The organism is Oceanicoccus sp. KOV_DT_Chl, assembly GCF_900120175.1.
Lineage (GTDB): Bacteria > Pseudomonadota > Gammaproteobacteria > Pseudomonadales > Dasaniaceae > Oceanicoccus.
On record NZ_FQLF01000002.1, the window covers coordinates 316,091 to 330,696 of the forward strand.

The following is a 14,606-nucleotide window of genomic DNA, read 5'->3' on the forward strand; positions in this document are numbered from 1 at the left end:
CGGGCTTTTTTATACTCTATTTTCTCACGCCAGCGAAGCGACACTTTTTAAAATCAACCGTACCAACATAGGTTGTCGACTCACACCGGTTTTGGAGAATACCGCCCGCAAATGTGTTCTCGCCGTATTGCGACTGACTGATAATTGCTCCGCCGCTTCATCCAAACTTAAACCATTTGCCAGTAACATCGTCAATGCAGCTTCAGTTGGGGTAAGATCAAATAGCCGGGTAATAATTTGAACCGGGGCCTCTGACTGCTGCTCAGGATCGCTAACAAATATCGCTACCGAAGGCACTGCCTGCCCCTCAGACCATTCGTTAGTGGGGATAGGTCGAATCACAAACCCTAAATCCGCCAGCCCCGATGGCCGCTGAACTTTCATAGCCTGCACCACCGCCGGTAAACCTCGGCGTTGATTTTCCAAGACTTCCGCAATCAATTTTTGTAATTCTACGGTTTGATCGCGCGTTGCCAACTGCAAATTATTTTTGTGCTGGAGCAGGCCATCTTTAGCGGCAATCAAACGAGCCGCCATCTCATTTGCATTCAATACCCGGCCATTTTCATCGAGAATAATACTACCCACTGATAGCTGCTCAACTACACCCGCATATAAAGCGCGCTCCGATTCCATTTTATTCAACCGCGCATGAATACTGATCGCCCGCTCAAGATGCGGTAATAACGTTTTCACAAACGTTTTATCGTCATCCGCGAACGGTTTTGCGCCTTTAACTCTGGCTACGCGAAGTCGGGCTTCCATCACCCCGGCCACATTTAAATCTGCACCTAAACTATGATGCAAACCCGCCGGCGCCATACATACCTGGTAGAGTTCACTGCTTAACAAGGCTTCTTCACTAATAAACTCGGACAAGGTTTTAACTTCGCCAGGCTTCAAATCAATAAAAGGGTCATGCACGAACATGCTTTCATTATATGTCGCTATCCCCTCCATTGAACCACCATCGGTAAGCAACACCCCCTTGCCGCGATCTGAGGGCGGACGTAATACCAAGGTGGTATTCACCGCAGCCATTTCCTCGCGCAACAAGGCCAAAAAACTTTGCCACGGCTGCTCTTCCAGCGCGCCCTGATAAATAGTCCCCAGCAGCTGACTAAAATCTTTATCCAACACCATCATAGTTTTGGTGCCTGTTTATTTTCACGCTGATGCTGTCGGCGGCGCTGGAAAAAACCAGAAATCAGATCCGAACACTGCGCTGCCAACACACCACCAATCAATTCCACTTGATGATTCAAGTGTGCACCTTGAAAAATACAGCCGTTGCTTTCTGCCACACCTGACTTAGGCTCCACCGCACCGTAAACCACACGGCCGATACGCGCATGTACCAACGCTCCCGCACACATAGTGCAAGGTTCAATAGTGACATAAAGAGTGGCTTCAGGAAGACGGTAGTTGGCTAGCTTTTTAGCCGCATTACGCAACGCAATCACTTCCGCATGGGCGGTGGGGTCATGACTACTGATAGGTTGATTCCAACCTTCGCCAATAATTTCATCATTGAGTACTACCAGTGCACCTACCGGCACCTCATCAACAGCGGCTGCTTTTGCTGCTAACGCAAGTGCGTGATGCATGTAGCTTTCATCCTGGCTCGAATACATGTAATAAAGCCCAGTAAATAATAGCCGGGCAGGCTATTCCCACTCAATAGTAGCTGGTGGCTTACTAGATACATCATAAGTAACCCGCGACACACCACTGATTTCATTGATGATACGGTTAGACACTTTTTCTAATAATTCGTAAGGCAGGTGCGCCCAGCGCGCGGTCATAAAATCAATCGTTTCAACGGCACGCAAAGCAATTACGTATTCATACCGCCGTGCGTCGCCGACCACACCCACTGACTTCACGGGTAAAAATACGGCAAAAGATTGGCTGGTTTTATGATACCAATCAGCGGCGTGCAACTCTTCGAGAAAAATGGCATCGGCTTCACGTAAAATATCAGCGTATTCTTTTTTCACTTCACCCAGAATACGCACACCTAAACCCGGACCTGGAAATGGATGGCGATAAACCATGTCGTAAGGCAAGCCCAATTCCAAACCGATTTTTCTGACTTCATCTTTAAATAATTCACGCAGCGGCTCTACCAATTCAAACTGCATATCATCCGGCAAGCCACCCACATTATGGTGTGACTTGATCACATGGGCCTTGCCGGTTTTAGCGGCGGCCGACTCAATCACATCCGGATAAATAGTGCCTTGCGCCAACCATTTTACATCCTGTATTTTCGACGCTTGCTGATCAAAAATATCGATAAAGGTACCACCAATAATTTTACGTTTTTTCTCAGGATCCGCTTCACCCGCCAATTTACCCAGAAAAATATCGGCAGCGTCAGCGCGAATCACTTTCACCCCCATATTTTTAGCGAACATGTCCATCACTTGATCGCCTTCGTTTTTACGCAGCAAACCATTATCGACAAATACACAGGTCAGCTGATCGCCGATAGCACGATGCAACAAAGCCGCTACTACTGAGGAATCTACGCCGCCAGATAAGCCCAACAACACCTTATCGCTACCGACTACATTGCGTACGGTATTAATAGCGTCTTCAACAATATTCGCTGGTGTCCACAAGGCATCGCAGGCACAGGTTTCTAACACGAAGTGTTCAAACATACGTTTGCCTTGCAAGGTATGGGTAACTTCAGGGTGAAACTGTATACCAAAGAAATTTTTCTCCGCTTGATACATACCAGCAATAGGGCACGAATCGGTAGACGCCATTAACTGAAAACCTTCCGGCATGACGGTCACTTTGTCACCGTGACTCATCCACACATCTAACAGCGCAGCGCCGTCATTGCTATCAACATGGTCTTTAATATCATGTAGCAGTGCCGACTCGCCCTGTACTTTAATTTGCGCATAACCAAACTCACGGATATCCGAAGAGGCTACCTTGCCACCTAACTGTTCAGCCATGGTTTGCATGCCATAACAAATACCCAATACCGGAACACCCAATTCAAATACCACCGCAGGTGCCCGTGGCGAAGAACCTTCAGTCACCGATTCAGGGCCGCCAGCCAAGACAATACCCTTGGGGTTAAATGCTCTGATCTCGTCTTCGGACATATCAAAGGCACGAATTTCTGAAAACACCCCAATCTCGCGCACACGACGGGCAATCAATTGAGTATATTGGGAGCCGAAATCTAAAATCAGAATTCGTTGGGCATGAATATCAACAGACATAGTAAATTCTCAGTAACTTGAATAGTGTCATTCCCACTGACGCAGGAATGACCAAAGATAGGCTAGGCTCTTGGGTAGTTTGGCGCTTCTTTAGTGATGCTAACGTCATGCACATGGCTTTCACTCATTCCCGCCGCTGTCACTTTCACGAACTGTGGACGACTGCGCATGGTTTCCATATCCATACTACCGGTATAGCCCATAGCTGATCGCAAACCACCTAACAGCTGATGAACAATGGCCGCCAGCGGCCCTTTATAAGGCACTCGCCCCTCAATGCCTTCGGGCACTAATTTTTCGGTTCCGGCTTCGACACTTTGAAAATAGCGATCACTGGAACCCTGGGTTTGCGCCATCGCACCCAATGACCCCATGCCGCGATAAGACTTGTAGGTACGCCCCTGATACAACTCCACTTCACCTGGCGCTTCTTCGGTACCTGCAAACATACTGCCCATCATAATGCAGGAAGCACCGGCAGCGACTGCTTTGGAAATATCCCCCGAGAAGCGAATACCGCCATCGGCGATCAAGGGAATATCTGTCTCTTTTAACGCCGCAGCCACATTGGCAATAGCAGAAATTTGCGGAACACCGATACCTGTTACGATACGTGTTGTACAGATTGAACCTGGGCCAATGCCGACTTTAACGGCATCTGCTCCCGCTTCGGCTAACGCCAACGCAGCTTCAGCAGTAGCAATATTGCCACCAATCACTTGCATTGCGGGGTATTTCTGTTTGATCCAACGCACCCGGTCCAACACATTTTTAGAGTGGCCATGAGCAGTATCAACCACTAACACATCCACACCAGCTTCAACCAAAGCGGCAACACGGTCATCGGTATCGGCACCGGTACCCACTGAAGCCCCGACCAATAACTGGCCAGAAGTATCTTTACAGGCATTGGGGTAAGTTTGCGCTTTATTAATATCTTTAACGGTAATCATTCCACACAGACCAAAGTCGTCATTGACTACCAATACTTTTTCAATGCGATTTTTATGCAGTAACTCTTTAACCATATCCAGATCAGCACCTTCCTTGACGGTGACCAGCTTATCTTTTGGTGTCATAATGCTGGAGACAGGGTGATCCATATGGGTTTCAAAACGCACATCGCGACTGGTAACGATGCCAACCAGGTTGCCTTTATCCAATACCGGTACGCCGGAAATATTATGTTCCTGACGAATTTCAAATAGCCGATGGATGGGCGCAGACGCATCAATAGTAATCGGGTCTTTAACGACACCACTTTCGTGTTTTTTTACTGCCCGCACCTGATAGGCCTGCTTTTCGATGCTCATGCTTTTATGAATAATACCGATGCCGCCTTCCTGCGCTAGCGCAATAGCTAAACGGGATTCGGTCACGGTATCCATCGCCGCAGAAAGCAGCGGAATATTTAGACGGATATTACGAGTAAGTTGAGTTTTGAGGGAAACATCTTTTGCGGTCACTTCGGAGTAGCCAGGCAATAACAAGACATCATCAAAAGTAAGGGCTTCTTCGGCAATTCGTAGCATTTGTACATTCCAATTAGTAATAGCTCGCCGCCGAAATGCTGTCACATCACGATCAAACGAACTTAGCCAGTGGGACCCAAGACAGAGTGTAGAGCATACCCTGCAAGAATTATAACCCGGTATTTTAAGCGATTGTTTTTGTTCAGTAAATCAATAACTTTGATTATCTCGCCAGTAAACCAACATCCTTGAGAAAGCGCAGACAGCCGCGCAGCTCTGCCCTACAATACCCGCCATGCAAAATTATCAACCAGCAAAGTCTCCCCCCAAGCGCGACACGCTTACTATCAGCCAGCTCAACCGGCAAGCAAAAAGACTGCTGGAAGGCCACTTTGCCTCGGTTTGGGTGGCTGGCGAGATCTCCAATTTATCGCAACCCTCCTCCGGCCATTGGTACTTCTCCTTAAAAGACAGTGGCGCGCAAGTGCGCTGCGCCATGTTCCGCAGTAGCAATGCGCGCTTGCGCTTTAAGGTAGAAGCAGGACAGCAAGTGCTCGCCCGCGCCAAACTGAGCCTGTATGAACCGCGCGGTGACTACCAATTAATTGTTGAGCATTTAGAGCCCGCCGGTGAAGGTGCGCTAGCCTTAGCCTTCGAACAACTGAAAGCCAAACTGCAACAGCAGGGCTGGTTCGATGCCAGCTATAAAAAAGCCATCCCCAGCCTACCTCGGCATATCGCCGTCATCACCTCGCCTACGGGCGCCGCTATCAGAGACATTCTGACGGTACTGGGCAGACGCTTTGCGGGTATCCAGGTTACAGTATTACCGGTGGCAGTACAGGGACAGGGCGCCGCCGCCGAAATAGCAAAAGCCATTAATACTGCCAATGAACAAGCCGAGGTTCTCGGCTTTGATGTTATTTTAGCGGGCCGTGGTGGCGGCTCCATCGAAGATTTGTGGGCCTTTAATGAAGAAGTGGTGGCTCAGGCAATTTTCCACAGCCAGCTACCCGTAGTCAGCGCGGTAGGCCACGAAACCGATTTCACCATTGCCGACTTTGTGGCCGATATACGCGCCGCCACCCCATCCGCAGCGGCCGAATTGCTCAGCCCCAACAGCATTGAAATGATGGCCAGCTTTAATGGCTACGAACAATTACTGCGCCGCAATATACAGCAAACCCTCACTGACAAGCGGCAAAAATTGGACTGGCTGCAATCCCATATTCGCCACCCCGGCAGTCGCCTACAGGAACACAGTCAGCGACTGGACGAGCTGGAGCTGCGCCTACTGAATGGCTGGCGCAATCACAGCCAACAGACTCAAATGGGGATTGATCTGCTAAAGTCGCGGCTGCAACAACAAACGCCCAGGCACTTGATTCGACAGTTGCAGCAAACAGCGAGTAACTTGCTACAGCGACTGGAAAAAAACAGTCAACATGCGCTACTTAAAAAGCAACAAAGACTTGCCTCGGCGATACACTTACTGGAAACAGTGAGCCCGCTGGCCACACTCAAGCGCGGCTATGCCATCACTACCGATACCGCTGGCAAAGTCGTTAGACAAGCCGATGAAGTCATTATTGGCCAGACCTTGCTGACCAAGCTGGCCAACGGCAATGTAGAGAGCACCGTCACCGCAACCAACCCGGCGCCCAGCCCACAAATAATCCAGGCGAAAAGCAACAAGCTTGAGGGCCACATGGACTTGCAACTTTACCCGTTGATAAAACTGCTACACATGGCTACCGCCACCTTCACCATAAGCTGTTTTATCTATCGGGGTAGCTTGAAATTAATCCGCGAGAACTATAAGCCTACCGGCTGGTTACGCTATGCCCCGCACCTTAATGACACCGTATTATTCAGCTGCGCTATTTTTCTTGCCTGGCAAAGCCATCAATACCCATTCAGTACAGATTGGGTAACTGCCAAGCTTGTCGCTTTATTGCTATATATTGGCTTGGGGATGGTCGTGCTGCGCTTTGGGCGCAACCGACAGCAACGGGGTGCGGCTTTTGTGATGGCTTTGCTGTGCTTTGGCTATATTGTCGCAGTCGCCATCAATCGCACACCCTTACCGGGCTTTTAAACCATCATAAAAAAAGCCCCCGTAGCTTGGCACTACGAGGGCTCTTAAACAGTGCTCACTACTTAGTAATTATCAGGCAATTTGCCATTGATAATAATATTGCGTCCTTCAAATGTAATGTACTCACCGATGGTTAAATCTTTCAAAATACGGGCAACCATTTCCCGTGAGGCACCAACACGATCAGCAATATCCTGCTGAGTCAGCTTTTCAGGGATGATCGAAGTATCGTCATCCCGTGGTGTCGCCAGCGTGGTCAACACAGTTGTAACGCGGCCATAAACATCTTGCAGCGCCAGTGCTTTAACATCCTTGGTCAATTTACGGACTCTGCGAGTTAAATTACGGATCAAAATCGAAGCAATATTTGGCTGCTGCTCTAACACCTGATTAAAGTCTTCTTTATAGATAATACAGAAGCTGGATTTCTCCATAGTACGTACCGATGCTGAGCGCTTGTCATCATCAAGCAAGGCCAACTCACCGAAGTAGTCACCGGCCTGCAAGGTGTTCATGATAAATTCTTTACCGTTTTTATCGCTGCAATACACCTTCACCTTACCGCTCTCGATAATATACAGAGAATCGGCATGGTCATTTTCATTAATAATCACTGTATTTTTGGGGCTTCGCACTACACTGCTCGCCGCCAGAGCTTCCAGCTCCGCTTGAGACAGTCCATCAAAAATTTCTACTTTGTCGAGTATCATCGGGTTTTCGCCATTGGTTAATAATTGCTGTTATAGTTATTGACCGCCTAAACCACGCTATTGAAAAGTTTAACGTTCAGGCAGTTAGCTAAGCATATGCGCTTTTTACTGCCTAAGGTGGTTAGCTATAGACAGCAGGTCGTATCGTCATGCAATATAGCACAGGAATGGTACTTTTCCAGTTGACAAGCCGACATTTTCCCTGTGCTGATATATACTTAGGCCAGATTAATAACAAAATACTGTAATGCAAAATACTCTCCCCGCGATCAATACCCCAACTGGTTACCACTGTCCAGACTATTACTGGAACAGCTTAATCAACTGGAATCAAAGCTCTCTGGCAGTTATAGCGAGGAGACCAATAACGACCTGCAAAAGCTCATCGCTGTCGGCGGCAAACTGCAAGAATTTAACGCTGCCGTCATTAACCTCGAAATAACCACGCAAAGTAATATCTGGCACGACCTTAGAAACATACTCGGCACATTAATAGGTTACTGCGAGCTGATTGACGAAGAAGTCTCCTACCTCGACGACCACTCACTTAAACCGCAACTGCAAAAGCTGATGGTATACAGCCAACAATTACTGGAATTGGGTGAAAATCCCAGCCAGGAAAGTACTAACAGTCAACAGATCATTGCTGCTGGCACCTCAGGCACTATTTTAATCGTCGACGACCAACAGGAAAGCCGGGAAATTTTGCGTCGCTATTTACAGCAAAGCAAACACAAGGTGGTTGAAGCAGCCGGCGGTAGAGAAATGTTCGAATGCCTAAAAACAGAGGTGATTGATCTGATCTTACTGGATTTAATCCTGCCTGAGATGGATGGCGATGAACTATTACAACAACTTAAACAAGATGACGTGTTACGCGCTATTCCAGTAATCGTAGTTTCAGGCAACAAGGATACTGCCCGTGTTATTCGCTGCATTGAAGCAGGAGCTGAAGATTATCTGTTCAAACCATTCAACCCAGCCCTTCTCCACGCCCGCATTAGTGCTGGCGTTGATCGCAAACTTTGGCACGACAAAGAAAAATTGTATCGCGAAGAATTAGAGCGTAATCAAACCTTTATCCGTAAAGTTTTTGGTCGCTATTTATCAGAAGAAATAGTATCCAAATTATTAGAAGATCCCGATGGTCTGGAGATGGGTGGCGAGCAACGCAAAGTAAGTGTACTAATGGCAGACATTCGCGGCTTTACTACTATCGCCGAACAATTATCTCCGCAACGAGTGGTACGGTTACTGAATAATTATCTTGGCACGATGAGTGAAATCATTATGAAATATAATGGCACCGTCGATGAATTTATCGGCGATGCTATCCTTGCCATCTTTGGCGCACCGATTAGTCGTGAAAACGACACTGACCGCGCCATCAGCTGCGCCATTGAAATGCAAACGGCAATCAGTGCTATCAACCAACGAAACCGCGCGGAAAACCTGCCAGAAATCAGCATGGGCATCAGTATCAATACCGGCCTGGTTGTCGCTGGCAACATAGGCTCAGAAAAACGGACAAAATATGGCGTCGTCGGCCACGCCGTTAATCAAACTGCAAGAATCGAAGAGCACTGCGGGGCTGGCAACATTTTAATATCTGAAGCAACATTGAAAGATTGTCAGGCCACACTGCGCACTGGTGAAAGCAAAACGATTCAAGCCAAAGGCATTCTTCAATCAATAAAAATTTATGAACTACTAGGCATTGAGTCCCCCTCTGCGAATACCGACGACTACCCCACATCGACACCTACCAGTGACATCAACGGGTAATTAGCATTCAAGGAGCTTCCCAATGAAAACAATTTTACTGGTAGAAGATAACGAAATGAATCGCGATATGTTATCGCGCCGACTTATAAGACGGAACTATCACGTCATTATTGCTGAAAATGGTGGTACTGCAGTTGAAAAAGCCATTAGTGAACATCCCGATATCATCCTGATGGATATGGAACTACCGGTAAAAGACGGCTGGACTGCCAGCCGCGAAATAAGCCAACAAAGTAACATCCCGATTATAGCGCTCACCGCACACGCACTATCAGGTGATAAAGAAAAAGCCCTCGCTGCAGGCTGTAGAGACTACGCAACAAAACCCATTGATTTCCCTGCGCTACTCGCCATTATTGAGCGGTATCTATAATGTCAAAGTGCGCTTTTTTGAAATCCAGTAAAAACAAGTTGCCATGAGCTTACGCGAACGCCTGGTTCTGTCCATTACAACTATATTGATTTTTTTTCAATCAATCTAGCCACTGACTCGTGGAGTAACAGCACCCGCAACGCCAGCTTGCTCGAATTACGCCAAGCAGTTACCGGCCAACTACAAGCTTCTTCGCTAAAACAAAATCTAGATGACCTACATAAAGCCATCCTATTATTAAGCTCACTGCGCAGCACCTTGGACGAAGAGCTTACACAGCAAGAAACGGCACAAGCGCTGAATGAAATTGCCTCGCTACAAACACAAATTCAACAACTAGGCCTAATCTCCCAGGAAAGTACGCGCGTAGCGTTCAAATCACTGGAAAGCAGTTTTCTTGAACTTGTTCCCCACTGGCAGAGTTTTTACCAGCAATACAATTTCGATGATTATGATCACTACGAAAATAGTGACTACCGTGAACTGGTCTTCAAACAAGTTATCAATGACTTGGAATTTTTGAGAAAAAAGCAAGTTCGTGTTGCCGACCGTCAAGCGGTCGAAATCGAAGGCATAGAACAACTGACAAACCGCATCACCTTTACCGTATTCTTTACCTCTATTGTGCTAACCATCGGTCTCGGCCTATTTCTTATTCGCTACACCGATAACGCTTTCCGCCAACTGAAGAAGGGGACCATTCTCATTGGCAGCGGCGATCTCGACTATCGTATTCCAATGAAAAATCGCGACGAAGTCGGTGAAGTCGCCGCAGCATTTAATGCCATGTCGGCTAAACTATTGCAGGCTGTCACAGAAGTCCGACACGCTAAAGATATTGCCGACCAGGCTAACCAAGCCAAAAGTGCCTTTCTCGCCAATATGTCGCACGAACTTCGCACGCCATTAAATGCCATCATCGGCTACAGTGAAATGATGCTGGAAGATATCGAACTCAATGAAGCCGACATAAAAGCACAAAGTAATGACCTGGCAAAAATATTAACTGCCGGCAGGCATTTACTTAATCAAATTAACGACGTGCTCGACTTTTCAAAAATTGAAACAGGAAAAATGTCGGTCTATAACGAGAACTTTGATAGCGTCGCGGTGATTAATGAAGTTATCTCAACCATCACACCGTTAGCACAAAAAGGAAATAACAGCCTGTCGTTTGACAATACTGGCAATCTGCCACAACTCTTCAACGACATCACAAAATTTCGACAAATATTTTTCAACCTGTTGAGTAATGCCTGCAAATTTACCGAGAATGGCCATATTAGCCTTCACGCTGAATACGATACTTCGCGATTCCCAGCCATATTGAGATTTGTAGTGTCCGATAACGGCATCGGCATGACCGAAGAACAAACCAAAATAGTCTTTAATGCCTTTATTCAAGCGGACTCTTCCACCACCCGCAGATATGGCGGCACCGGATTAGGCTTGGCACTTTGCCGACAATACTGCGACCTTATGGGCGGCAGCATAGACGTGACAAGTAACAGCGGACAAGGCACCACATTTACCGTGGAATTTCTGGCACCCACCACAGAAAAACCGTTAAATACCTCACCAAAACTACCCAAACCTAAAGCTGACCCAAACGCGATTACAGTATTAGCTATCGATGATGATCCTGTCGCTCTAGCACTCACTGAGCGTTTTCTTCACCGCGGCAACTATAAAACGCTATTAGCAGAAAATGGCAAAAAAGGCATCGAACTCGCACAGCAACAGCAACCCGACATTATCCTGTTAGACCTGATGATGCCCGGCGTTGATGGTTGGACAGTTCTCTCATTACTGAAAGAAAATCCCAACACGCAAAACATACCTACTATTTTATTATCCATGCTGGATGAACAAAAACTGGGCTTGGAAATGGGGGCCGTAGATTACCTGCGCAAACCTATCGACTGGGATAAACTTGCCGAAGTATTTGCTCAGCTCAAACCGCAACAAGAACTTAAGCAACTGCTATTAGTCGATCGCAAATCCATTCAGCGTGACATTCTTATTAACACCCTAAATCGCAATGGCTGGGCCGTTAGTAATAACGACAACCCTAGCAACGCCTTACAACAACTAAGTAATGGCGAACTGATTGGCCACACCAGCGACTCTGAATTAGCTGCCATCATTATTGCCGCTTCCGCTTTCAACAACGGACAAGCAACAACCATCAGCGACTTTATCAAACAGATAGAACAACAACTGCCTGCATCAATCCCGATTATCGTATTAGACAATAGCGTGCAAGCAGAGCAGATCCACGCCAACGCCATTCACGTACAGCGCGATGGTTTGCACACCCAGCAAATTGTTGCTGCACTAACGCAATCTATGGAAACTGAAGTCTGAAAAGTTTCGGGAATTAATACGGCTGCCTTCCAGGTTTGCATTGATAACCCAAAGCCCAAAGAAACCACTCACACTCTGAGCCCAATCTCAGAACTGAGTTTTTACTCTGACCCCGAACTCAAGACAACACGTTCAGCATCTTCGCCCGCAATGCCTGATCAGGTAATCGACCGAAGCCCGCGGCCATATTATCTAGCATATGATGCAGTTTGGCAGTGGCCGGTATGTCGCGGTAACGGCCGGATGAGAAACCACAAACTTGAGAAAAAATTGACCCAGCTAGCGCAATCGAACTCTGCTGCCCACACCGGTAAAGATTGGTGTTTAACTTTTTTAAATAAATCACCACGTTGAAAGGCACGATTAGTTAGCACAGCAATCCCTTTATCAGCAGCCAGTGGTAATAATCGATTTTCAACTGCACGGTCGGCCAGATTGTAACTCAGCTGAACAAAGTCAAAAGCTTCGGCTTTTAGCGCTTGTTCGAGTTCGTCGTGCATGCGGCCATGGGATGTAGTGATACCAATATAGCGAATCTTTCCTTGCTCCTTCCATTCTCGCAACGTTTTAATATGAACCTTCCAGTCACGTAAATTATGAATCTGCATAAGGTCCATGGTTTCAACACCCATACGCATAAAAGAGCGATCCATTTGCACCACGCCTCTTCCTTACCGTCAGTCCACACCTTGGTGGCGGCAAAAACAGCTGGCTTACTATTGAGCTGTTTTATCAAATCGCCAGTCACCTGTTCAGCATTCCCATACATGGGGGATGAATCGATCAGACTGCCACCACGCTCGAAAAATGCAGCGATCACATCCTGCAACTGGCCATCCAAAGCGCTGCGAGTAGCTACATCAAAAGTACGGGAAGTACCAATCCTATAACAGGGAGCGATTCCCCCGATACCGGAATCACTTTATGAATAGCCTTTTGTGTACCAGCAAATGAGCCCAGCGGTGACAAGGAGATAGCACCCAACGCAGCGATAAATTGCCGACGGTTAATAGCAAAAGTATTTTTATTCATACTGTCTCCGTGTATACGGGAAATGTGAAGTTTGTTAGACAGTTACCTTTAAGAAAATGCACAAACGTTATTGTTTATTAACGCCGAAATTATTTAAAAACCCATCACGAGGATGGGCTTCTGAAATTTTTTTTTGGTTTAAACAGCTTGTTTTCGTCTCACCCACCCCAAAGCTACGAGACCCGAACCGAATAGCCAAATGGCTGCGGGGACTGGAATAGCCGAGGTACGAACAAGGTAGCTTCCAATGAACGGGTCAGAAGCAGTTTCTTGTTGTGCGGTCCAGATGCTGGCCACGATATCCGGACGATCTCCGGGGTTGCCACTGGGCACATAATAATCCTGTTGATCAAGGATCATGCCGATGTCGCGGTAACCCGGGTAACCAGCCGAGCCGGCAGTAGAACCTAATATTCCATATGTGTAACCGGCACCACCAGCCTGAAGATCGTAATAGCCAAGCAGGTTTTCATCAACAAGATACTGGTAATAAGTATCACCCAAAGTCTGGATCATGGTTTCGATGAGATTGTTGTCACCCGGTAGCGAGTTGTCACAATAGACCTGACCTAGAGAGCAGGGCGTGATGACAGGACTATAGCCGAAACCAGCAATCAACTGGTCGAGTTCGGAATAAGTTGCATAGCGCCAACCTTGCCATGTACCCCCAGCACCCAACTGAGCAGAAACCTGATTGTAGGACAAACCGATGGTGGCTGTTACATCCAGCCATTCAAGCCCAGTAGCGGTATCAAAAGTGGTGCCACCAAGGTTAACGATGGCCGAATGAGATGACAATGAAAATGTCAGAATTGAAATCGTCAGAATTCGCTTAAACATAGCTGACTCCGAAAAAGTCCAAATTGAAGTTTTAGTATCCGCAATATCCAAGCTTTCTTTGCGCTTGGCCTCTAAAAATGCCCAATAATCCCCTCAATGTAAAGCCGCGATTAGCCCGAATATCAATAAATTCGATAAGTCATAACTTTCGTGTACCCGGTTAAGCCGCATAACCAGTTTTAAGATTTGTTCGCTACAAAAATTGCATTTTAAAATAACGAATCAGAATTAAAAAATCAGAAGTTCGGGGTCAGAGTAAAAACTGATCGGGATTGAACGATATAGATTTTACTCTGACCCCAAACTCTGTGTTAACTTTTAGTGCCCCATATTTTTGACACTGCACCTTTTGATCCAAGCGCACCTACAACGACGGCTACTATACCGACACTCCCGAATATTATTACAGGCAGAAGTGCACCTATATCACCAGTTGAATTCGCAGCACCAAAGGATACCAGTGACAGGAATATAAACAGCGTGCCTAATACATTTAGCGCAACTCTATGTGACTTTTTATAGTTAGCCGGGACCTTTCAGTCTCGAAGAACTGAAGTATTGGCCAGAATATTTTCGTTAATGTACTTTTCATCATTTTCATCACTTCACCATCAAACAATTTTCAATTCACTCCCACACATAACGTCGCGCTAAAGGCAGAATCAATATATTTTCATCATA

General features: G+C 46.8%; 11 protein-coding genes and 3 pseudogenes. 5 read left to right on the forward strand and 9 right to left on the reverse strand.

Features of this window, described 5'->3' with window-relative positions; genetic code table 11:
• Positions 1–24 precede the first annotated feature (24 nt).
• The 4 genes from UNITIG_RS05095 to guaB all read right to left on the reverse strand — a co-directional run bounded on the left by UNITIG_RS05095 (position 25) and on the right by guaB (position 4,780).
• Positions 25–1,146, reverse strand: a complete 1,122-nt coding sequence (locus UNITIG_RS05095) for a helix-turn-helix transcriptional regulator (RefSeq protein ID WP_101757422.1) — start codon at positions 1,144–1,146, stop codon at positions 25–27.
• Positions 1,143–1,634 carry a tRNA adenosine(34) deaminase TadA gene (gene tadA / locus UNITIG_RS05100; protein WP_101757423.1) on the reverse strand — a complete coding sequence of 164 codons (492 nt, stop codon included), beginning with the start codon at positions 1,632–1,634 and terminating at the stop codon, positions 1,143–1,145. The genes UNITIG_RS05095 and tadA overlap by 4 nt, the downstream gene beginning before the upstream one ends.
• Positions 1,635–1,667: 33 nt before the next feature.
• On the reverse strand, positions 1,668–3,248 hold the full coding sequence (gene guaA / locus UNITIG_RS05105) for a glutamine-hydrolyzing GMP synthase (protein WP_101757424.1): 1,581 nt from the start codon (positions 3,246–3,248) through the stop codon (positions 1,668–1,670).
• A gap of 62 nt (positions 3,249–3,310) precedes the next feature.
• Complete coding sequence (gene guaB, locus UNITIG_RS05110; RefSeq protein ID WP_101757425.1) at positions 3,311–4,780, reverse strand: IMP dehydrogenase; 1,470 nt, start codon at positions 4,778–4,780, stop codon at positions 3,311–3,313.
• Positions 4,781–5,015: 235 nt separating this feature from the next.
• Here guaB and xseA point away from each other — a divergent pair.
• Both xseA and UNITIG_RS24065 read left to right on the forward strand, forming a co-directional pair.
• Positions 5,016–6,368, forward strand: a pseudogene (gene xseA, locus UNITIG_RS05115) (exodeoxyribonuclease VII large subunit); the annotation flags it as partial.
• 87 nt (positions 6,369–6,455) lie between these two features.
• Positions 6,456–6,818, forward strand: a pseudogene (locus tag UNITIG_RS24065) (SirB2 family protein); the annotation flags it as partial.
• 62 nt (positions 6,819–6,880) lie between these two features.
• Here UNITIG_RS24065 and UNITIG_RS05120 read toward each other — a convergent pair.
• Positions 6,881–7,525 carry a Crp/Fnr family transcriptional regulator gene (locus UNITIG_RS05120; protein ID WP_101759192.1) on the reverse strand — a complete coding sequence of 215 codons (645 nt, stop codon included), beginning with the start codon at positions 7,523–7,525 and terminating at the stop codon, positions 6,881–6,883.
• A gap of 573 nt (positions 7,526–8,098) precedes the next feature.
• Here UNITIG_RS05120 and UNITIG_RS05125 point away from each other — a divergent pair.
• The 3 genes from UNITIG_RS05125 to UNITIG_RS05135 all read left to right on the forward strand — a co-directional run bounded on the left by UNITIG_RS05125 (position 8,099) and on the right by UNITIG_RS05135 (position 12,053).
• Positions 8,099–9,313 (forward strand): adenylate/guanylate cyclase domain-containing response regulator, encoded by a 1,215-nt coding sequence (locus UNITIG_RS05125; protein WP_235015270.1) that lies wholly within the window; start codon positions 8,099–8,101, stop codon positions 9,311–9,313.
• 22 nt (positions 9,314–9,335) lie between these two features.
• Complete coding sequence (locus UNITIG_RS05130; RefSeq protein WP_101757428.1) at positions 9,336–9,686, forward strand: response regulator; 351 nt, start codon at positions 9,336–9,338, stop codon at positions 9,684–9,686.
• A gap of 147 nt (positions 9,687–9,833) precedes the next feature.
• On the forward strand, positions 9,834–12,053 hold the full coding sequence (locus UNITIG_RS05135; RefSeq protein WP_101757429.1) for an ATP-binding protein: 2,220 nt from the start codon (positions 9,834–9,836) through the stop codon (positions 12,051–12,053).
• A 188-nt stretch (positions 12,054–12,241) separates the two neighbouring features.
• Here UNITIG_RS05135 and UNITIG_RS23425 read toward each other — a convergent pair whose 3' ends face one another.
• The 4 genes and pseudogenes from UNITIG_RS23425 to UNITIG_RS05145 form a co-directional block, all read right to left on the reverse strand.
• A complete protein-coding gene (locus UNITIG_RS23425; protein WP_255399440.1) occupies positions 12,242–12,706 on the reverse strand; it encodes an aldo/keto reductase in 465 nt (154 codons plus the stop codon).
• Between the two features lie 80 nt (positions 12,707–12,786).
• Positions 12,787–12,873, reverse strand: a pseudogene (locus UNITIG_RS25465) (hypothetical protein); the annotation flags it as partial.
• 35 nt (positions 12,874–12,908) lie between these two features.
• Entirely contained in the window at positions 12,909–13,085 is a 177-nt protein-coding gene (locus UNITIG_RS23430; protein WP_200821203.1) for a hypothetical protein, read from the reverse strand.
• A gap of 138 nt (positions 13,086–13,223) precedes the next feature.
• Entirely contained in the window at positions 13,224–13,925 is a 702-nt protein-coding gene (locus UNITIG_RS05145) for a PEP-CTERM sorting domain-containing protein (protein ID WP_145999096.1), read from the reverse strand.
• Positions 13,926–14,606 lie beyond the last annotated feature (681 nt).

Excerpts from the sequence above, each read along its gene's own strand:
- UNITIG_RS05095 (WP_101757422.1), bottom strand. The coding sequence starts at position 1,146 with ATGATGGTGTTGGATAAAGATTTTAGTCAGCTGCTGGGGACTATTTAT.
- tadA (WP_101757423.1), bottom strand. The coding sequence starts at position 1,634 with ATGTATTCGAGCCAGGATGAAAGCTACATGCATCACGCACTTGCGTTA.
- guaA (WP_101757424.1), bottom strand. The coding sequence starts at position 3,248 with ATGTCTGTTGATATTCATGCCCAACGAATTCTGATTTTAGATTTCGGC.
- guaB (WP_101757425.1), bottom strand. The coding sequence starts at position 4,780 with ATGCTACGAATTGCCGAAGAAGCCCTTACTTTTGATGATGTCTTGTTA.
- UNITIG_RS05125 (WP_235015270.1), top strand. The coding sequence starts at position 8,099 with ATGGTATACAGCCAACAATTACTGGAATTGGGTGAAAATCCCAGCCAG.
- UNITIG_RS05130 (WP_101757428.1), top strand. The coding sequence starts at position 9,336 with ATGAAAACAATTTTACTGGTAGAAGATAACGAAATGAATCGCGATATG.
- UNITIG_RS23425 (WP_255399440.1), bottom strand. The coding sequence starts at position 12,706 with ATGGATCGCTCTTTTATGCGTATGGGTGTTGAAACCATGGACCTTATG.
- UNITIG_RS23430 (WP_200821203.1), bottom strand. The coding sequence starts at position 13,085 with ATGAATAAAAATACTTTTGCTATTAACCGTCGGCAATTTATCGCTGCG.
- UNITIG_RS05145 (WP_145999096.1), bottom strand. The coding sequence starts at position 13,925 with ATGTTTAAGCGAATTCTGACGATTTCAATTCTGACATTTTCATTGTCA.